Here is an 18,772-nt window from a genome sequence, read left to right as displayed (position 1 = left end):
TCTCGAGGCGCTTATTCCGCCAGCTGCGGCAGGTTCCTGAACAGCTCCAGCGCCTCGGGGTTGGCGAGCGCTTCCTTGTTCTTGATGGCGCGGCCGTGGACGACGTCGCGCACGGCGAGCTCGGTGATCTTGCCGGACTTGGTCCTTGGAATATCGGTCACGGCGACGATCTTGGCCGGCACGTGGCGCGGGCTGGCGCCGGTGCGGATCCTGGCGCGGATGCGCTTCTCCAGATCCTCGTCGAGGCTGACGCCGGCGGCCAGCCGGACGAACAGCACGACGCGCACGTCATTGTCGAAATCCTGGCCGATGCAGAGCGCCTCCAGGATCTCCGGCATCTGCTCGACCTGGTTATAGATCTCGGCCGTGCCGATCCTGACCCCGCCCGGATTGAGCGTTGCGTCGGAGCGGCCATGAATGATGATGCCGCCATGCGCCGTCCATTCGGCGAAGTCGCCATGACACCAGACATTGTCGAAGCGTTCGAAATAGGCCGCGTGGTACTTCTTGCCTTCAGGGTCGTTCCAGAAGCCGATCGGCATCGCCGGGAAGGCTTTGGCGCAGACGAGCTCGCCTTTCTCCTGCCGGATCGGCTTGCCGTCGTCGTCCCACACGTCGACGGCAAGGCCGAGGCCCGGTCCCTGGATCTCTCCGGTCCAGACCGGCTCTATAGGCACGCCGAGCACGAAGCAGGAGACGATGTCGGTGCCGCCGGAAATCGAGGCCAGATGCACGTCCTTCTTGATGCCGTCATAGACGAAGCGGAAATCCTCCGGCGACAGCGGCGAGCCGGTGGACGAGATGGTGCGCACGCTGCCAAGGTCATGGCTCTTGATGGGCTTCAGCCCTGCCTTGCGCACGGAATCGATGAACTTCGCCGAGGTGCCGAAATAGGTCATCTTCTCCGCGTCGGCGAAATCGAACAGCGCATTGCCGTCGGGATAGAAGGGCGAGCCGTCATAAAGCAGAAGCGTCGCGCCCGAGGCGAGGCCCGAGACCAGCCAGTTCCACATCATCCAGCCGCAGGTGGTGAAGTAGAAGAAGCGGTCGCCGTCGAGCAGGCCGGCATGCAGCCGCTGTTCCTTGACGTGCTGGATCAGCGTGCCGCCTGCCGAGTGCACGATGCATTTCGGAATGCCGGTAGTGCCCGATGAGAACAGGATGTAGAGCGGGTGCGAAAACGGCAGCCGCTCGAAAGCGAGCGCCTTGGCGGCGAAGGGCGAGAGCGCTTCTTCCAGCGCCGCCGCCTTGTCGATGGTGGCGGCGACATCGGCCGAGGTGCCGAGATAGTCGACGATCAGCACCTTGCGCACGGTCGCCAGTTTCTCGGCCACCGCCCGGACCTTGTCGGCGACCTCGATCGCCTTGCCGTTGTACCAGTAGCCGTCGGGCGCGATGAAGACGACCGGCTCGATCTGGCCGAAACGGTCGAGCACGCCCTGCTCGCCGAAATCGGGCGAGCAGGAAGACCAGACCGCGCCGATCGAACTTGCCGCCAGCATGGCGGCGATGGTCTCGGGCATGTTGGGCATCATGGCGGCGATGCGGTCGCCCTCCTTGACCCCAAGCGACAGGAAAAGCTGCTGCAGACGCGAAGTGAGTGCGTTGAGCTCGTTCCAGGACAGCCGGCGCTCGACCTTGTCCTCGCCGCGAAAGACGATGGCCAGGCCGCCGCCGGTCTTCTTCAAAAGATTCTCGGCGAAATTGAGCTTGGCATCGGGGAAGAAGGCGGCGCCCGGCATCTTCTCGCCATCGACGAGAACCCGCTCGCCCTTGTCGCCGACAAGGCCGCAGAAATCCCAGACCAGGCTCCAGAACGCTTCGCGATCCTCGATCGACCAGCGATGGAGCTCGGCATAGCTGGAGAAAGTCTCGCCTGACTTCTCGGCGGCGGCCTTCATGAAGGCGGTCATGGGCGCGGAGGCGATCCGGTCCTGCGTCGGCGTCCACAAGGGGGTGTCGGCGGCCATGATCGTTCCTCCCAAAGCGCGTCGCGATTGCGGCAGTTAAGCCTGATATCGCCTGCGTCGTTGTCCCAAAACCGGCGTGGCGTTTGCGGGCCGGACGGGCCTATGGCTTATGCATACCGCAGCGCGGCAGGGCAAGATTTTGTTGGAATGGCCGACACGGAACCGGCGTAAATGCCATGGCAAGGCCATAAAGACTTGAAAAGCGTCGGCGCTCGGTTACACCCGTCGGGCGGTTTTGTCGGCAACGGAAGCATACGGGGCGAGATGCCATCATCTTTGATCCGGCGGGGGGTATGGGTGATCGGCGTTGCGGTGCTGGTCATCGCGCTGGCCGTGGCCGCCCTGCCGCTGATTGCCTCGACGCGCATCGTGCGCGACCGCATCGCCTGGGAATTGAGCGCCTGGAGCGGTTTTCGCGTGACGATCGACGGTTCGCCGCGCATCGAGGTGTGGCCGAAGTTCCGGGCAATCCTCAGCGATGTGACGCTGTCGCAATGGACCGAGACCGACGCGCCGCCGGTGGTCGAAGCCGAGCGCGTCGAGGTCGACCTCTCGGCCATGGCCGCCCTGCAGGGCGACGTCCAATTCTCGACAGCAAGGCTGGTGCGGCCGACCATCAGGGTCGAGCGCACGGCGAGCGGCTTCTATCTGCCGCCGCTGCCCAGCGGCGGCCGCATCACGCGCTCGATCGACACGGCGCGCGGCGTGGTCACCGCGAACCCGCAGAAGCCCGATCTCGGCAGACTTCCCTCCGATCCGTTCGGCACCGTCGAATTCCGCGACGGCCGCGTCGTGACCTCGGCGGCCGGCAAGGACACCGAGATCCTGAGCAGCCTCAGCGGCCAGGTGAACTGGGCGGCGATGAACAGCGACGCCACGCTCACCGCGACCGGCATATGGCGCGGCGAGAGCGTCCAGATCGATTTTTCCTCGGCGAGGCCGCTGGTGCTGTTTGCCGGGGGCACCGCGCCCGTCACGTTCGCCTTCAAGGCCGCGCCCGCCACCTTCTCCTTCGACGGCGTCGCCTCGATGTCCGACAACGCCTATCTGGACGGCCAGGCGAAATTCGCCGCCCCTTCGCTGAGACGCCTGCTTGAATGGTCGCAGGCCGGCATCGCGCCGAGTGCCGCGATCGGCTCCGTCTCGGTCGCCAGCAAGGTGACGGCGTCGGCCGGGCGGGCGAAATTCGAGAACACGACGGTGGCGCTCGACAACAACCCCGGCATGGGGGCGCTGGACTTTTCGTTCAGCGAGGCCCTGCCCGTCATTTCCGGCACGCTTGCCTTCGACACGCTTGACCTTCGATCGTTCCTTTCCGCCTTCACGCCGATCGCTCCCACCGGCGACAAAGGCCCAGGCGAGATCGACACCAGCTTCGCCGACAAGATCAACCTCGATCTCAGGCTGTCGGCGGCGCACGCCACCGCCGGCCCGGTACAACTGGCCGACGTCGCCGCGACCGCGCAGGTCAAGAACGGGCTTGCCGTCTTCGACATCTCCGACGCGTCAGCCTTCAACGGCAACATCCAGAGCAGCCTGCGTTTCGACCGCAAGCCGGACGGCACTCAGGTCGAGATGCGGCTCCTGGCGTCGGATGTCGACACCGGCGCCTTCGCCACCGCGGCGGGGATGACGCGGCTGGTGCCCGCCGGCACCGGTACAGTCTCGGTCATCCTCAAGGGGCCGGGCAAGGCCTGGGATTCGATCTTCGAGAATGCCGATGGGTCGTTCTCGGCAACATTCGGGCCGGGCTCGCTCAACGGCCTCAACCTGCCTGCCTTCCTCAAGCGCAACGAACAGGGAGGGTTCTTCGCGCTCGACGATGTCGCCGACGGCTCGCTGCCGATCGACGGCGCCGAGATAAAGGCGAGCATCTCGAAAGGCGTGGCGCGGCTGGACAAGGCCGAGGTCAATTCCCAGAAGTACAAGATCTGGCTTTCCGGCATCGCCTCTTATGCCGGGCACGGGCTGGCGCTCTCCGGCGGCATCATTCCGAACGGTCAGCCGGCACAACAACCCGCGCAGCAACCGCCGCAGCAACCGGCCGCCGGCGGCCAGACGGCCGTGCAGGCGCCGCAGCCCCTGAACCAGTCGCTGTTCTTCGTCGGCGGCAACTGGAGCACGCCGTTCATCTCGCCGATCAGCCGCGGCATTTCGGGCCAATAGGGTTCGGCAAAAGCCTGCAGATATTCTCTCCGCACGAGGTGGGGAGAACGGTGGGCGCCAGTCTCGCCCACCGTCTGTTGCCTATCCGCGCTGCGCCGCCTGCTCGTCGCGCTGGCGCTGGACCTCACGGCGCTTGTTGGCGATCGAGGCAATGATGACGCCGATCGCGACGACGGCGATCAGGATCGTGCAGGCGGCGTTGATCTCCGGCGTCACGCCGAGGCGCACCTGGCTGTAGATCTTCATCGGCAGCGTCGTGGCGCCCGGACCCGACGTGAAGCTGGCGATGACCAGATCGTCGAGCGACAGCGTGAAGGCCAGCATCCAGCCGGAGACGATGGCCGGCATGATGACCGGCAGGGTGATCTGGAAGAAGGTCTTCACCGGCGGCGCGCCGAGGTCCATGGCGGCTTCCTCCAGCGAACGGTCGAAGGAGACCAGGCGCGACTGCACGACGACGGCCACGAAGCACATGGTCAAGGTGGTGTGCGCGAGCGTGACCGTGAAGAAGCCGCGGTCGAGCCCGACCGCCACGAAGAGCAGCAGCAACGACAGGCCGGTGATGACTTCCGGCATGACCAGCGGCGCAAAGACCATGCCGGAAAACAGCACCCGCCCCTTGAAGCGCGTGTAGCGCGTCAGGGTGATCGCCGCCAGCGTGCCGAGCACGGTCGCCACGGTGGCCGAGATGACACCGACGCGCGCCGTCACCCAGGTGGCGTCCATCAGGCCCTGATTGTGGAACAGCGACACGTACCATTTGGTCGAGAAGCCGCCCCAGACGGTGACCAGCTTCGATTCGTTGAAGGAAAAGACGATGAGCAGCACGATCGGCAGATAGAGGAAGGCAAAGCCGAGCACGATCGAGGTGACGTTGAAGCGGCTCCAGGTGGCGTTCATTTGCCTTGCTCCTGCGCGCGCGCCTGGGCCTGCTGGAAGAACATGATCGGAACGGTCAGCACCAGGAGCAGGATGACCGCCACCGCCGACGAGACCGGCCAGTCGCGGTTGGCGAAGAACTCGTTCCACAGCGTCTTGCCGATCATCAGCGTCTGCGACCCGCCGAGAAGGTCCGGGATGACGAACTCGCCGACGGCGGGGATGAACACCAAAAGGCAGCCGGCGATGACGCCTGGCAGCGACAGCGGAAAGGTGATCTTCCAGAAGGCTCCGGTCGGTGGGCAGCCGAGGTCCTGCGCCGCCTCGATCAGCGAATAATCCATCTTCTCCAGCGAGGAATAGAGCGGCAGCACCATGAACGGCAGGTAGGAATAGACGATGCCGATGAAGATAGCGGTGTAGGTGTTGAGGATGACCAGCGGCTGGCTGATGAGATGCAGCGACAAGAGCATCTGGTTGAGCAGCCCTTCCGGCTTCAGGATGCCGATCCAGGCATAGACGCGGATCAGGAACGAGGTCCAGAACGGCAGGATCACCAGCATCAGCAAGGTCGGGCGCACCGTCGCCGGCGCGCGCGCCATGCCATAGGCGATCGGATAGCCGACGATCAGCGTCAGCACCGTCGAGATGGCGGCGATGATCAGGCTGGTCACATAGGCGTTGAAGTAGAGCGCGTCCTGGGTGAGCCAGGTGTAGTTGTCGAAGTTGAGTTCGCGCAATCCCGCGAGGAATCCGGAAACGCCGTCGGTGAAATCGAGCACGGGCGTGTAGGGCGGCATCGAGATCGCCGTCTGCGACAGCGAGATCTTGAAGACGATGACGAATGGAACGAGGAAGAAGAACAGCAGCCAAAGATAGGGGACGATGATGACGAGGCGGTCGACGAATACCTTCGCCAGCCTGGTCGGCAGCGCCGTGGCGGTTTCGGTCGACGGGGCGGCGGTGGCGGCGATGTTGCTCATGGGCCGCTCCTACCTGGTCAGCACGACGCCGGCGTCGGGCCGGAAGGAGACCCAGGCGCGGTCGTTCCAGGTCAGCGGGTCCTCGGTGACGCGCGAGGCGTTCAACGCGCTTGCCCGGACAATCTGACCGTCGTCGAGCCTGATGTGATAGACGGTCATGTCGCCGAGATAGGCAACGTCATAGACCTCGCCCTGCAGGGCATTGACGGCATCGGCCGGCTTCTTCGACGAGACCTTGATCTTCTCAGGCCGGATCGCGAAGACGATGTCGGCGCCGTTGGCGGCATCGGCGGCGTTCTCGACGACGATCTGCGCCCCGGTCGCGCCGGTGATGCGCGTCGTATTCGCCGCCCGCTCGGCGACCTTGCCCTCGAACATGTTCACATTGCCGACGAAATGCGCCACGAAGCGCGAGGTCGGAGCCTCGTAGATTTCCGCCGGCGTCGCCACCTGCATCACCTCGCCCTTGTCCATGATGGCGATGCGGTCGGCCATGGTCATGGCTTCTTCCTGGTCATGGGTGACGACGACGAAGGTGAGGCCGAGTTCCTGCTGCAGGTCCATCAACTCGAATTGCGTCTCCTCGCGCAGCTTCTTGTCGAGCGCGCCGAGCGGCTCGTCCAGAAGAAGCACCTTCGGCCGCTTGGCGACCGAGCGGGCCAGCGCCACACGCTGGCGCTGGCCGCCGGAAAGCTGATGCGGCTTGCGCTTGGCGAACTGCTCGAGCTTGACCAGCCTGAGCATCTCGGCGACGCGCTTTTCGATGTCGGAGGCAGGCATGCCTTCCTGCTTCAGGCCGAAAGCGATGTTCTTCTCCACGGTCATATGCGGAAACAGCGCATAGGACTGGAACATCATGTTGACCGGCCGCCTGTAGGGCGGGATGCCACGCAAGTCCTGGCCGTCGAGCAGGATGCGGCCGGCCGTCGGCTCCTCGAAGCCCGCGAGCATCCTGAGCAAGGTCGACTTGCCGCAGCCGGAGGCGCCAAGCAGCGCGAAGAACTCGCGCTCGAAGATGGTCAGCGACAGATTGTTGACCGCGGTAAAGTCGCCGAACTTCTTGGTCACCTTGTCGAACTGGATATACGGCTTGGCGTTCGGATCATTCCATGGCGCGAAATCCCTGCGGATGCTGCCAAGCGATTTCATTGTCCCCACTCCGGTTCTGCTTCATGCCGCTAGACGGTTCATCGTTTCAAAGAAACGCAGAACCGCTTTCGCCTTTTTGTTCTTGTCGCAATTCCGGACGGAAAACCGCTTCACACTTTTCCTGGAATTGCTTCCAAAGAAAGCGACCCCGGCAGTTGGCTGCCGGGGTCGCTTCTCGATGCTTATTGGCCGGTTACGATCTTGGTCCAGGTGCGCGTGATGATGCGCTGTGTCTTGGGATCGTAGGGCTGCACGGTATAGAGCTTCTTGGTCGTCTCTTCGTCCGGATAGACCGAGACGTCTTCCAGCAGGGTCTTGTCGACGAACTGCTGCGAAGCCTTGTTGCCGTTGGCGTAGAGCACGTAGTTCGACGACTTGGCGATGACTTCCGGCGTCATCATGTAGTTGATGAACTCAAGCGCTTCGGCGACATGCGGCGCATCGGCAGGGATCGCCATCTGATCGAACCACATCTGGGCGCCTTCCTTCGGCACCGAATAGCCGATCTCCACGCCCTGCTTGGCCTCCTCGGCGCGGTTGCGCGCCTGGAATACGTCGCCCGACCAGCCGACTGCCAGGCAGATATCGCCGTTGGCCAAAGCATTGATGTATTCCGACGAATGGAACTTGCGGATATAGGGGCGGACCTTGAGCAGCGCTTCCTCGGCCTTGGCGATGTCGTCTTGCGAGGTGCTGTTCGGGTCGAGGCCAAGATATTTCAGCGTCGCCGGAATGATGTCGGCCGGTGAATCCAGCACATAGACGCCGCAATCCTTCAGCTTGGCGAGGCTGTCAGGATTGAAGAACACGTCCCAGCTGTCGATCTTGTCGGTGCCGAGCGCTGCCTGCACCTTCTTGACATTGTAGCCGATGCCGACGGTGCCCCACATGTAGTTGACCGAGTATTCGTTGCCCGGATCGTACTTGGCGGTGCGCTCCGAAACCACATCCCACATGTTGGAGATGTTGGGCAGCTTCGCCTTATCGAGCTTCTGGAACACGCCGGCCTGGATCTGGCGCGCAAGGAAGTTGGCGGTGGGCACGACGACGTCATAGCCGCTGCCGCCGGCCAGCAGCTTCGTCTCCAGGATCTCGTTGGAATCGAAGGTGTCGTAGACGACCTTGATGCCGGTTTTCTTGGTGAAGTCATCGATGATCGAGCTGTCGATATAGTCCGACCAGTTGTAGACGTTGACGACGCGGTCCTCTGCATGGCCGCCTGCGGCAAAGAGGGTCAGGAATGCCGAGGTCGCCGAAAGCAAAAGCGCTTTGCGGATCATGATGTTCTCCTTTGGTGAATGTTCCCCTGCCGGCTCGGCGCGATATGGGCGCGGGGCGGCGTTTGGTTCAGATTATTGAGCTTTCCGGAAGGCAATAGGCGCGCGCCGCTGGTGCCGCGCCGGATCGTTGAGCAGCGGTTGCAGCCCTTGCACCCCCTCCGGGAAGGTATCAGGGCGGCGTCAGCGGCGTTCGCCGCGGCGTAAGCAGAAATATGACGTTGCGGTCCGGCCCCGATGAGGCCGGCGGAGACACTTGGCAAGATACGCCTGTCTTGTTGTTGCCGTAATTGCAGCCTGCCCGCCCGGCGACACGCTTGTCAATGGCAAACGCTTATGTAGCATCAATTAGGCGCCGGCAGGCCTGTGATGCCGGGCCGCTCGGGGCGTGTCTGCCGCTTGAACTCAAATGCGATATGGACGAGCAGCGCCGTGACGACGACCGCGCCGCCGATGATGGTGCGCACCGACGGCACCTCGGAATGGACGAGCCAGACCCAGATCGGGCCGAGGATCGGCTCGAAGGTGCCGAGCAGCGCCGCGATGGCGGCCGGCACCAGCCGCGCGCCCATGGCGAAGAAGGCAAGGCCGACGCCGAGATTGATGACGCCGAAGGCAAAGAGAAACCCCATGTCGCGCGCGGGGACGGCGAATTCCGTGGCCTGGGAGGCAGCAAAGGCACCGGCAAGCAGCGCGCCGAGGCATGTGGCCGGCACCATGCGCACATGGGCGAAGCGCCGGGTGATCACCGTCGCGAACGAAAACATCACCGCGATCAGCAGAGCCAGCCCATCGCCGATCGGCGAGACGGACCCGCCCAGGGATTCGGAGACCATGATGGCGACGCCGGTGATGACGGCGGCAATGGCGACCCAGGTCCCCGGGCTCACACGTTCGCGAAACAGCACCCAGGCGAGCAAGGCCGCCAGAAGCGGCACGCCGGCCTGCATCAACAAGATGTTCGCGACCGTCGTGTAGGCGAGCGCGACGATGAAGCTCGTCGAAGCGGTGGCGAAGCAGAAGGCGACGCCGAGCCCGGGCAGGCCCATGTCGCGGAACAGCCTCGAGGTGCCACGCCAGCCATCGCGCCAGAGCATGAAGGCGATGAGGAAGACCACCGCCCAGAGCGAGCGCCAGAAAACCACGGTCCAGCTGTCGCCGACATGGATGAAGCGGGCGATGGTGCCGCCAAAGCTCCACATCAGCGCCGACAGGAAGACCAGCAGCATGCCGATCCGCTCCTCGCGCGGCGAGACGGCAGGCAAGGCAAGGCGGGGCGATACGGTATCGGACATGGCACGACTGTCAGCGAGTTGCGGGCGGCACGATCCACCGGGGACGACAAGACGATGTCCCATTCGCGTAGCGCAAAGGCGGGCGCCAGGCGTGATCCAGCAACCGCTGAAATGTGGGACAAAGCCAACGCGCTCCCCGAAAACCGCGGGCCTTGGGGGCAGGCGCTATCCCTGGAAATCGAAAGCGCTGAGGCCGGTCACCATCTCGTCGAGGCCGAGCGGGCGCGTCACCGGCGGCTCGGCGCGGGCCAGGCAGCCGACGCGCTCGCAGAGCCTGCAGGCCGGACCGACCGGCGTTGCCAGTACCGTGCCCTGCGCGGCCTTGCCGGCGAACGGTCCGGGCAGCGCCGCGCCGTAGACGATCTCGTCGCGAAAGCCGATGTCGCAGCCAAGCAGAAGCGCGGTGCGCCGCGGCCGTTCGGAGAAGGCGCCCTGCGGCCCTTCGAGCGTGCGGGCGATGCAGAGGAATTCGGCGCCGTCGGGCATTTCCACCGCCTCGACCAGGATCTGGCCAGGTTGCGAAAAGGCGGCATGGACGGGAAGCTTCGGACAGGCGCCGCCGAAGCGGCTCTGCGGATAGCCCTGACTGCCCGCCTTGCGGAAGCGGTTGCCGGCGTTATCGACCTCCAGCATGAAGAACGGCACGCCAGAGACGCCCGGCCGCTGCAGCATGGTCAGACGGTTCGCCGCCTGTTCGAAGGACACGCCAAAACGGGAACGCAGGACGTCGACGTCGTAGCGGGCGCGGACCGCCGCCGCATGAAAGGCCTGATAGGGCATCATCAGCGCATGCGCGGCATAGCGGCCGAGCTCGAAGCGGGCGAGCCGGCGCGCCTCGTCGGTGCCGAGCTTCAACGCCTGGATCTCGCTCGCCACGGCGACCGTCATGCGCATCAGGCTCGCTTCCATGGCGACTTCGCGCAGTTGGTCGAAGGGCGAGAGCCGCTCGGACAGGAACAGGCGCTGCGAATGGCGGTCATAGCGCCTGCGCCAGTTCGGCATGGTGGCGACGGGCAGCACCTTGACCACGATGCCGTGCTCGCGCCTCAGCCATGCCTTCAGCGCGCCGAACAGATCGTCTCCAGGATCGAGCACCGAAATGAAGGCTTCGGCTTCCTCCTCCAGCGCCGCGAAATGGTTCGGCCGACGCTCGAGGGTTTCGTGCACCTCGTCAATCGGCAGGCGGGTGCCGGACAATGCGGTCGCCCTGCCCTCCCGCGCCAGGAGCTCGTTGAGATCCGACAGCCGCTCGGCCTGCTCGCGATAAGCGCGAAACAGCTTCACCATCGCAGCGGAAGCATTGGGCGCGGTCTCGGCGAGATCGACCAGCTCCTGGTCGCCCGGCAATTCACCGGCCAGCAGCGGATCGCCGAACATCTCCTTCAGCGCCGCGATTGATCCCTTGGTCTCGCCCTGCAATTCGTGCGGGTCGATCTTGTAGACTGATGCCAGCTTGAGGATCAGCTGCACCGTCAGCGGCCGCTGGTTGCGCTCGATGAGGTTGAGGTAGGACGGCGATATGCCCAACCCCTCGGCCATCGCCGTCTGGGTCAGGCCCTTGGCGTTGCGAAGGCGGCGGATGCGCGGCCCGGCGAAAATCTTCTGGTCGGCCAACTCAATATCCTTGACAAGAATTTACATACTTTTTCCGCACTCAGCATCAATGTCGGCATTTACAAGTTTGACAAATTTACAGCGACCCTTTGTCAAATGCAACACAGATTTTCCCTTATTTTTCGGCCGAAACGCTGGTTTCATTCGCGGTTTTTCGCAGCGCAATGTAAATGATGTCATATACCGACGGCGCAAATCCTTCCACAGGCGCGGCGTTCCAAGAAGTGGCTACGAACGATCTGGAGTGACCTAATGACCGATTTTTACAACCTTGTCCCATCCGCGCCCGAAGGCCGTTTCGACGGCATCGAACGGCCGTACTCGCCGGAAGATGTGAAGCGGCTGCGCGGCTCGGTCCAGATTCGCCAGACGCTTGCCGAAAATGGTGCGAACCGGCTGTGGAAGCTCATTCACGAGGAAGACTTCGTCAACGCGCTAGGCGCCATGTCGGGCAACCAGGCCATGCAGCAGGTTCGGGCCGGGCTGAAGGCGATCTACCTGTCGGGCTGGCAGGTGGCGGCGGACGCCAACACCGCATCGGCCATGTATCCGGATCAGTCGCTTTACCCGGCCAATGCGGCGCCTGAGCTGGTCAAGCGCATCAACCGCACGCTGCAGCGCGCCGACCAGATCGAGACGTCCGAGGGCAAGGGGCTTTCGGTCGACACATGGTTCGCGCCGATCGTCGCCGACGCCGAGGCAGGCTTCGGCGGGCCGCTCAACGCTTTCGAGATCATGAAGGCCTTCGTCGAGGCCGGCGCCGCTGGCGTCCACTATGAGGACCAGCTGGCATCGGAGAAGAAGTGCGGCCATCTCGGCGGCAAGGTTCTGATCCCGACTGCGGCGCATATCCGCAACCTCAACGCGGCGCGGCTTGCGGCCGACGTGATGGGGACGCCGACGCTGGTGGTTGCACGCACCGACGCGGAAGCGGCGAAGCTGCTCACCTCGGATATCGACGAGCGTGACCGGCCCTTCGTCGATTACGACGCCGGCCGCACGGTCGAAGGCTTCTACCATATCAGGAACGGTATCGAGTCCTGCATCGCTCGCGCCGTCGCTTACGCACCGCATGCGGACCTGATCTGGTGCGAAACCTCGAAGCCGGATCTCGAGCAGGCAAGGAAGTTCGCCGAAGGCGTGCGCAAGCATCATCCGGGCAAGCTGCTCGCCTACAACTGCTCGCCGTCGTTCAACTGGAAGAAGAACCTGGATGACGCAACGATCGCGAAGTTCCAGAAGGAACTCGGCGCGATGGGCTACAAGTTCCAGTTCATCACGCTGGCCGGCTTCCATCAGTTGAATTTCGGCATGTTCGAGCTGGCTCGCGGCTACAAGGACCGCCAGATGGCGGCCTATTCGGAACTGCAGGAGGCCGAATTCGCGGCGGAAGCCCACGGCTACACCGCGACCAAGCACCAGCGCGAGGTCGGCACCGGCTATTTCGATGCCGTGTCGATGGCGATCACCGGCGGCCAGTCTTCGACCACCGCCATGCATGAATCGACCGAGCACGACCAGTTCAGGCCGGCGGCCGAGTAACAGAAGAAAAGTCAGAGGAAACGCCCTAAGGGCACTTACGTCGAGGAGAACAGCAATGGCATCGATCAGCCGCGTCAAGGAAAGGGCCGAAGAACAGTCGAGCGCGATGAGCGTCGACCAGCAGGCGACGATCCGCATGCTTGCCAACGACCTGCACAGGCTGAACCAGTCGGTGATGAAGGCAGTCGAGGCCGGCGTGTCGGTGGAACTGGTGCGCTCCGCCAGGCACCACGGCGGAGACGGCAACTGGGGCGATCTTTTGATCCCAGTGATCGTCACCCACCAGAGCCAAGGTTGACGTTACGTCAGCAATCTTCCGCGAGTGTCTCCCGTGCGCTATACGTTCGGGAGACTTTCGTTTTTTTCGAATTCCGCCTTTGATGACAGGGAGAACTTGCCCCGAATTTTAGTAATTCTTGCCATATTCCCATTTTCCACTATTTCAGCTTGACACCGCCGGCGATCTCGCGCCAATTGCGCTCAGGTTTCAACCCTGCATTGAATCAGAGCGCCTGCCCGCTATGTGTCCCGCCAATCGTGACGACCCTCGAAAACCAATAAAACCGGCGGAGCGCGGCGCGGCAGGCCGGCCATCCGCGGATTTCTCCAAGGTGCTTGTGGTCGGCAAATCGTCGATCAACCGGGTCGTGGTGTCGAAGATCGTGGAGAAGTCGGGGCTGAAGCCGATCTCGGAGTCACCCGAGACGGCCGAGAAAGCTCTGGCCAGCCTGGTCCCCGGCGCGGTGATCCTAGACGGCGGCCCCGACAACAAGGATTGCGACGGGCTGTTGTCCGGCATCGATGCGCTGCGGCGCGCCTCCGGCAAGGCGCTGCCTTCCGTGATCCTGCTCTCAACCAGGAATGGCACGCCGGACAGCCTTGGCCTGTCGAATGTGGTCGACGTGGTGGTCGCCAAGCCAATCACACCTGAAAGACTGCAACCTGTGATCGATCGGATGGTGGGCCGCGGCTAGACGGCGGCTTTCAGCCAGCCCTCACGATGGCCTCGACCAGGGTCGGCAGTTCGCCAAGATCGGCAATCCGGCGAAAACGCGGCGCCGCGACGGGCGCCTCCGCATGTTCGACCGCCCAGGTCAATTCGTGCGGCACATGGATGCCCCAGCCGCCGGCCTCGATGGCGGGAACCACGTCGGACTTGAGCGAGTTGCCGACCATCATGCTGTTCTGCGGACCGTCGCCATGGCGGCTGAAGATGCGGGCGTAGGTGTCGGCGCTCTTGTCGCTGACGATCTCGACCGCATCGAAGAGATCGCCCATTCCCGACTGCGCCAGCTTGCGCTCCTGATCGAAGAGGTCGCCCTTGGTGATCAGCACCAGATGGTAGGACTCCGCCAGCCTTTCGACCGTCTCGCGCGCATGCGGCAGCGGCTCGATCGGGTGGCTGAGCATCTCGCGGCCGGCGGCCAGGATTTCGCCGATGACCAAACCAGGCACCTCGCCACCGGTGATCTCGACGGCTGTCTCGATCATCGACAAGGTAAAGCCCTTGATGCCGAAGCCGTAGAGGGCGAGGTTGCGCCTTTCCGCCTCGAGCAGCCTTGCCGCGATGTGCTCATGATCGCCGTGCTCGGCCAGCAAGGCGGCAAAGCGCTTCTCGGTCATGCGGAAGAACTGCTCGTTCTGCCACAGCGTGTCGTCGGCATCGAAGCCGATTGTCGTAAGAGCGGACATGGGCAGACCCTTTGCGGATAGGTTTCATCTAGACCTTGTCGGCTGGCGCCGCCAGCAAGAAGACAGACGCGGCGGCAGGTCGACACTCGTTGTGGCGACTCTGGCGCCTCCCCTTCCCTTCCCCCGCGGGGCCCGGCTATACTTCGAAATCCGCAACACAATCTGGTGAATGATGCCGCCTGAAAAAAAGGAAGTCCGTCCGTCGAGCCGGGGGGGACGCGCCCGCACGCCTGCCTTCCTGAAAAGCGAACGCGGTGTGAAGAACTGGAAGGAGGCCAGCGCCTGGCTGGAATGGCGCGGCATCGAGGACATCGAATGCATCACGCCGGACCAGGCCGGCGTCGCCCGCGGCAAGATGATGCCGTCGAAGAAATTCACCTCCAACACATCGCTTGCGCTGCCTTCGGCCGTGTTCATGACGACGATCTCCGGCGGCTACCCGGAAGACGGCAACGGCTTCCACTATCCCGAGGATGACGGCGACCTGAAGCTTTTGCCCGACCTCTCGACGCTGACCGTGGTGCCCTGGGAGGAAGATCCGACCGCTGCCGTGATCTGCGATCTCGTCCATCAGGACGGCCGCTCCGTCGAATTCACGCCGCGCAACGTGCTGAAGCGCGTGCTGGCCGCCTATGACGAACGCGGCCTGAAGCCCGTGGTGGCGCCCGAGATCGAATTCTATCTGGTACGCAAGAACCCTGACCCGGACTACCCGCTGACGCCGCCCGTCGGCCGCTCCGGGCGGCCGATCGGCGGCGGCGCCGGCTATTCGATCGCCGGCGTCAACGAGTTCGACGAGTTGATCGACGACATCTACCATTTCTCCGAGCGGCAGGGCCTGGAGATCGACACGCTGATCCACGAGGAAGGCGCCGGCCAGCTCGAGATCAACCTGCGCCATGGCAATCCGATCGAGCTCGCCGACCAGGTCTTCATGTTCAAGCGCACGATCCGCGAGGCGGCGCTGAAGCATGAAATCTACGCCACATTCATGGCAAAGCCGATCCAGGGGCAGCCGGGTTCGGCAATGCACATCCACCAGTCGGTCCTCGACAAGAAGACTGGCCGTAACATCTTCTCGGCCGAAGACGGTTCCGAGACCGACGCGTTCTTCCATTTCATCGGCGGCATGCAGAAGCACGTGCCGAACGCGCTGGTGATGTTCGCGCCCTACGTCAATTCCTACCGCCGGCTGACGCAGGCGGCCTCCGCGCCCGTCAACACCAAATGGGGCTACGACAATCGCACGACGGCCTTCCGCGTGCCGCGATCCGACCCCGCGGCGCGGCGCGTCGAAAACCGCATCCCATCCTCCGACGCCAACCCCTATCTGGCGCTCGCCGCCTCGCTCGCCTGCGGGCTGATCGGCATGACGAAGAAGGAAAAGGCTTCGGCGCCGGTGCTGACCACGGCCAATGAGGACGAGATCGACCTGCCGCGCAGCCTGCTCGAAGCCGTCGACCTGTTCGAGGGCGACAAGGAGCTCGGCGCCATCCTCGGGAAATCCTTCGCCGCAACTTACGCGGCGATCAAGCGAGCCGAGTTCGAGACCTTCATGGAAGTGATCAGCCCGTGGGAGCGGGAATATCTGTTGCTGAATGTGTGAGAGAGCGAATAGCGAATAGAACAACACCAACTTCATTCCCTATTCGCTATTCGCTATTCGCTATTCGCTACTCGCTATTCGCTTTCCCTTACTGAAAAAGCCTCGCGTTCTGGCGAATCATGCCCTACCAATCCCCCATCTCCCCCGGCCGTTCCTGGTATGAGGACACTGTCGGGCCGCGTCCCGAATATCCGGCGCTTGACGGCGATCGGACCTGCGATGTCGTCATCATCGGCGGCGGCTTTACGGGACTTTCGGCGGCGGCGCATCTGGCCAAGGCGGGCACGAATGTGGTGCTGATCGAGGCGCACCGCTTGGGCGATGGCGCGTCGGGGCGCAATGGCGGCCAGCTCGGCACCGGCCAGCGCGCCTGGGCGGAGGAACTCGAGGACGAATACGGTCTCTCCCGCGCCAAAGCGCTTTTCGATCTCGCGGAAGAGGCAAAGACGCATCTGCTGGACTTCGCGGCAGCCAACCGGATCGAGATCGACTACATGCCGGGTCAACTGTCGGTGGCGCATAAGAAGCGTTATGTCGACGACTACAAGCGCCATGCCGAGATCATGGCGAGCCGCTTCGGCTATCCGCACATCGCCTTCATGAATGCCGGCGAGACCGCGGAGCGGCTGGGCTCGGCGCGCTATTTCGGCGGCACGCGTGATACCGGGACCGGGCATATCCACCCGCTGAAACTGGTGATCGGCACGGCAAAAGCTGCGGCCGCGGCCGGCGCGCATCTGTTCGAGCGGACGCCCTCGACCGGCATCGCCGCCAGCGGAGGAAAGGTGAGGGTCACCACCCCGAAAGGCACGATATCAGCCGAGAAATGCCTGATCGCGGTCAACGCCTATGGCGGCAATCTCGAGCCTGTCAGCGCCGCCCACATCATGCCGATCGGCTCCTTCATCGGCGCCACCGTGCCGCTCGGATCGTCCTCCAATGTTCTACCGGGAGGCGAGTCGGTGGACGATTCCCGCTTCGTCGTGCGCTATTTCCGCAGGTCGAAGGACGGCAGGCTTTTGTTCGGCGGCCGCGAGGTCTACGCCGTCAACGATCCGAAGGACATCCATATCCACATCCGCCGGCAGATCGCCGAGCTCTATCCGGCGCTCAAGGATGTCGAGATCACCCATGGCTGGGGCGGCTATGTCGGCATCACCATGCCGAGAAAACCCTTCGCGCGCGAGGTGATGCCGAACGTGATTTCCGTAGGCGGCTATTCCGGACACGGCGTCATGCTGTCGAACTTCTTCGGCAAACTTTACGCAGAGACGGTCGCCGGCAACCGCGACAGGCTGAAACTGATCGAGGATCTGAAGATTCCCGCTTTCCCGGGGGGCCGTCGTTTTCGCGCGCCACTGCTGTTCCTGGCGCTCAACTGGTTCGCGTTACGCGACCGGATTTGAGGGTCGAGCATCCCGGTGGAAGTGCTTGATTCGATGGAGAGCGCGTCTCCGCAGCACGTTGCAGAATCGTTAACAAATGCAGGAAATTTCGTAAAAAGGCGCACTCATGCCACAATCGCCGGCAAGAGATGCCGGTTCTGGGCGATAAAACGGGGATTTGCGCGGGCCTGCCCGCTGGAATTTCGGGACCGATGCCGATCAACCGCGACATGTCGCGGCAAGATCGAAAGAACGTCGGCCCGGTTGTTGGAGGTGGTCTAAGTGTATGAGCCCTTCAGTTTCGGCGCGCCGGAACGACGGCGCTTTGCAATGCAGTTCGGCTATGACATGCGGCCTTCGTTCTGGCAGAGCCTGCAGTCGAACGCGCATCTGGTGATCGCGGCCGTCGGTACCGTGGCGCTGCTCGGCGTGGCGGGGGTGGCGCTTTGGCTGGCCCTGCCAGCCAATGAACGGCAGGCGATCGCAAGCGCGGAGCAGAGCGTGCCCCCGATTCCGGTCAAGACGACGAAGATCGCTCCGGCCGCGGCGAGCGCTGTCAGTGTCGCCGCCGCGCCGCAAGCCGCGCCCAAGGCAGACGCGGTTTCGCCTGTCGCCGCCACGCGCAAAGCCGCCATCCCGGCGCTGGCATCGAACAGCCCGCGCTGGACTGCCCCGGATGCGGCGGGCGCGTCCGATGCGGCAGAAGCTCCGCCGGCCTCATCCGGGCAAGCCGCGGAGAAGCCGGCAACGCAGGACGACAAGCCAGCCGTTGCGGCCTTCGCCGAATCCGCGTCAGAAAATGATGCTTCGACCGCCTTGTCCGAGGTCGCGGCTCCCGCTCCGGCGGCTGGCCAGTCGGCGGATGCGAAAAAGCCCGACGACAAGATGGATGGCGCCCAGACCGCAGCCATACCGGAAGCAAAGCCGCAGCCTCCCGAGGCTCAGTCGGCGGCAACCGAGGACGCGGCTCTGGACACGCCGAAACCTCAGCCGGTCAGCGCTGGCGCCAATGGACGAATCCTGAGGGCAGTCACCATGCGCAGCGGCCCCAAGAAGGGCGCATCCGCTATCGTCACGGTGCCGGCCAAGGCGTCGGTGCAGGTGATGGGCTGCAAGAAATGGTGCGAGATCGTCTATAACGGCAAGCACGGCTGGGTCTACAAAACTTACGTCAGGACCGGCGCCTGATCCGTTCCTCGGCCGAGCCAGCCGCA

General features: G+C 63.8%; 15 protein-coding genes. 7 read left to right on the top strand and 8 right to left on the bottom strand.

The features are described from left to right. Positions 1-11 precede the first annotated feature (11 nt). Positions 12-1,970: an acetoacetate--CoA ligase gene (locus tag EJ070_RS18060; protein WP_126092571.1), complete on the bottom strand. Its 1,959-nt coding sequence runs from the start codon at positions 1,968-1,970 to the stop codon at positions 12-14. A gap of 264 nt (positions 1,971-2,234) precedes the next feature. On the opposite strand from EJ070_RS18060, the gene EJ070_RS18055 reads away from it, so the two are divergent. Beyond that, positions 2,235-4,136, top strand: a complete 1,902-nt coding sequence (locus EJ070_RS18055; RefSeq protein WP_126092570.1) for an AsmA family protein — start codon at positions 2,235-2,237, stop codon at positions 4,134-4,136. 81 nt (positions 4,137-4,217) lie between these two features. On the opposite strand, the gene EJ070_RS18050 is transcribed toward EJ070_RS18055, so the two are convergent. From EJ070_RS18050 to EJ070_RS18025, 6 genes are all read right to left on the bottom strand, one after another. Beyond that, positions 4,218-5,036 (bottom strand): ABC transporter permease subunit, encoded by an 819-nt coding sequence (locus tag EJ070_RS18050; protein WP_126092569.1) that lies wholly within the window; start codon positions 5,034-5,036, stop codon positions 4,218-4,220. Beyond that, entirely contained in the window at positions 5,033-5,998 is a 966-nt protein-coding gene (locus EJ070_RS18045; protein ID WP_126092568.1) for an ABC transporter permease subunit, read from the bottom strand. Before EJ070_RS18045 ends, EJ070_RS18050 begins: the two co-directional genes overlap by 4 nt. Before the next feature lie 9 nt (positions 5,999-6,007). Next, entirely contained in the window at positions 6,008-7,147 is a 1,140-nt protein-coding gene (locus tag EJ070_RS18040; RefSeq protein ID WP_126092567.1) for an ABC transporter ATP-binding protein, read from the bottom strand. Between the two features lie 182 nt (positions 7,148-7,329). Further along, positions 7,330-8,427: a polyamine ABC transporter substrate-binding protein gene (locus EJ070_RS18035; protein WP_126092566.1), complete on the bottom strand. Its 1,098-nt coding sequence runs from the start codon at positions 8,425-8,427 to the stop codon at positions 7,330-7,332. 341 nt (positions 8,428-8,768) lie between these two features. Further along, positions 8,769-9,719 (bottom strand): DMT family transporter, encoded by a 951-nt coding sequence (locus EJ070_RS18030; protein WP_126092565.1) that lies wholly within the window; start codon positions 9,717-9,719, stop codon positions 8,769-8,771. A 165-nt stretch (positions 9,720-9,884) separates the two neighbouring features. After that, positions 9,885-11,333 carry a helix-turn-helix domain-containing protein gene (locus EJ070_RS18025; RefSeq protein WP_126092564.1) on the bottom strand — a complete coding sequence of 483 codons (1,449 nt, stop codon included), beginning with the start codon at positions 11,331-11,333 and terminating at the stop codon, positions 9,885-9,887. Positions 11,334-11,585: 252 nt separating this feature from the next. Here EJ070_RS18025 and aceA point away from each other — a divergent pair, with 252 nt between their 5' ends. From aceA to EJ070_RS18010, 3 genes are all read left to right on the top strand, one after another. Then, positions 11,586-12,875, top strand: a complete 1,290-nt coding sequence (gene aceA / locus EJ070_RS18020; RefSeq protein ID WP_126092563.1) for an isocitrate lyase — start codon at positions 11,586-11,588, stop codon at positions 12,873-12,875. Between the two features lie 55 nt (positions 12,876-12,930). Beyond that, on the top strand, positions 12,931-13,173 hold the full coding sequence (locus EJ070_RS18015) for a hypothetical protein (protein WP_067327258.1): 243 nt from the start codon (positions 12,931-12,933) through the stop codon (positions 13,171-13,173). 223 nt (positions 13,174-13,396) lie between these two features. Continuing rightward, the gene (locus EJ070_RS18010) at positions 13,397-13,849 is read left to right on the top strand and encodes a response regulator (RefSeq protein ID WP_126092562.1); all 453 of its coding nucleotides are present in this window, start codon (positions 13,397-13,399) and stop codon (positions 13,847-13,849) included. A 10-nt stretch (positions 13,850-13,859) separates the two neighbouring features. Here the strand turns inward: EJ070_RS18010 and EJ070_RS18005 are convergent, their stop codons facing one another. Then, on the bottom strand, positions 13,860-14,567 hold the full coding sequence (locus EJ070_RS18005; protein ID WP_126092561.1) for an HAD family hydrolase: 708 nt from the start codon (positions 14,565-14,567) through the stop codon (positions 13,860-13,862). Between the two features lie 172 nt (positions 14,568-14,739). Here EJ070_RS18005 and EJ070_RS18000 point away from each other — a divergent pair, with 172 nt between their 5' ends. From EJ070_RS18000 to EJ070_RS17990, 3 genes are all read left to right on the top strand, one after another. Then, positions 14,740-16,173, top strand: a complete 1,434-nt coding sequence (locus EJ070_RS18000; protein WP_126095808.1) for a glutamine synthetase family protein — start codon at positions 14,740-14,742, stop codon at positions 16,171-16,173. Between the two features lie 119 nt (positions 16,174-16,292). Further along, the gene (locus EJ070_RS17995; protein WP_126092560.1) at positions 16,293-17,579 is read left to right on the top strand and encodes an FAD-binding oxidoreductase; all 1,287 of its coding nucleotides are present in this window, start codon (positions 16,293-16,295) and stop codon (positions 17,577-17,579) included. Positions 17,580-17,840: 261 nt separating this feature from the next. Then, complete coding sequence (locus EJ070_RS17990; RefSeq protein WP_189349917.1) at positions 17,841-18,746, top strand: SH3 domain-containing protein; 906 nt, start codon at positions 17,841-17,843, stop codon at positions 18,744-18,746. Positions 18,747-18,772: the final 26 nt, after the last annotated feature.

The organism is Mesorhizobium sp. M1E.F.Ca.ET.045.02.1.1 (assembly GCF_003952485.1).
Lineage (GTDB): Bacteria > Pseudomonadota > Alphaproteobacteria > Rhizobiales > Rhizobiaceae > Mesorhizobium.
This window is presented reverse-complemented; position numbering and strand designations above follow the sequence as displayed.

Excerpts from the sequence above, each read along its gene's own strand:
- EJ070_RS18045 (WP_126092568.1), bottom strand. The coding sequence starts at position 5,998 with ATGAGCAACATCGCCGCCACCGCCGCCCCGTCGACCGAAACCGCCACG.
- EJ070_RS18050 (WP_126092569.1), bottom strand. The coding sequence starts at position 5,036 with ATGAACGCCACCTGGAGCCGCTTCAACGTCACCTCGATCGTGCTCGGC.
- EJ070_RS18055 (WP_126092570.1), top strand. The coding sequence starts at position 2,235 with ATGCCATCATCTTTGATCCGGCGGGGGGTATGGGTGATCGGCGTTGCG.
- EJ070_RS18035 (WP_126092566.1), bottom strand. The coding sequence starts at position 8,427 with ATGATCCGCAAAGCGCTTTTGCTTTCGGCGACCTCGGCATTCCTGACC.
- EJ070_RS18060 (WP_126092571.1), bottom strand. The coding sequence starts at position 1,970 with ATGGCCGCCGACACCCCCTTGTGGACGCCGACGCAGGACCGGATCGCC.
- aceA (WP_126092563.1), top strand. The coding sequence starts at position 11,586 with ATGACCGATTTTTACAACCTTGTCCCATCCGCGCCCGAAGGCCGTTTC.
- EJ070_RS18000 (WP_126095808.1), top strand. The coding sequence starts at position 14,740 with ATGCCGCCTGAAAAAAAGGAAGTCCGTCCGTCGAGCCGGGGGGGACGC.
- EJ070_RS18040 (WP_126092567.1), bottom strand. The coding sequence starts at position 7,147 with ATGAAATCGCTTGGCAGCATCCGCAGGGATTTCGCGCCATGGAATGAT.
- EJ070_RS18010 (WP_126092562.1), top strand. The coding sequence starts at position 13,397 with ATGTGTCCCGCCAATCGTGACGACCCTCGAAAACCAATAAAACCGGCG.
- EJ070_RS18015 (WP_067327258.1), top strand. The coding sequence starts at position 12,931 with ATGGCATCGATCAGCCGCGTCAAGGAAAGGGCCGAAGAACAGTCGAGC.
- EJ070_RS18030 (WP_126092565.1), bottom strand. The coding sequence starts at position 9,719 with ATGTCCGATACCGTATCGCCCCGCCTTGCCTTGCCTGCCGTCTCGCCG.
- EJ070_RS18005 (WP_126092561.1), bottom strand. The coding sequence starts at position 14,567 with ATGTCCGCTCTTACGACAATCGGCTTCGATGCCGACGACACGCTGTGG.
- EJ070_RS17995 (WP_126092560.1), top strand. The coding sequence starts at position 16,293 with ATGCCCTACCAATCCCCCATCTCCCCCGGCCGTTCCTGGTATGAGGAC.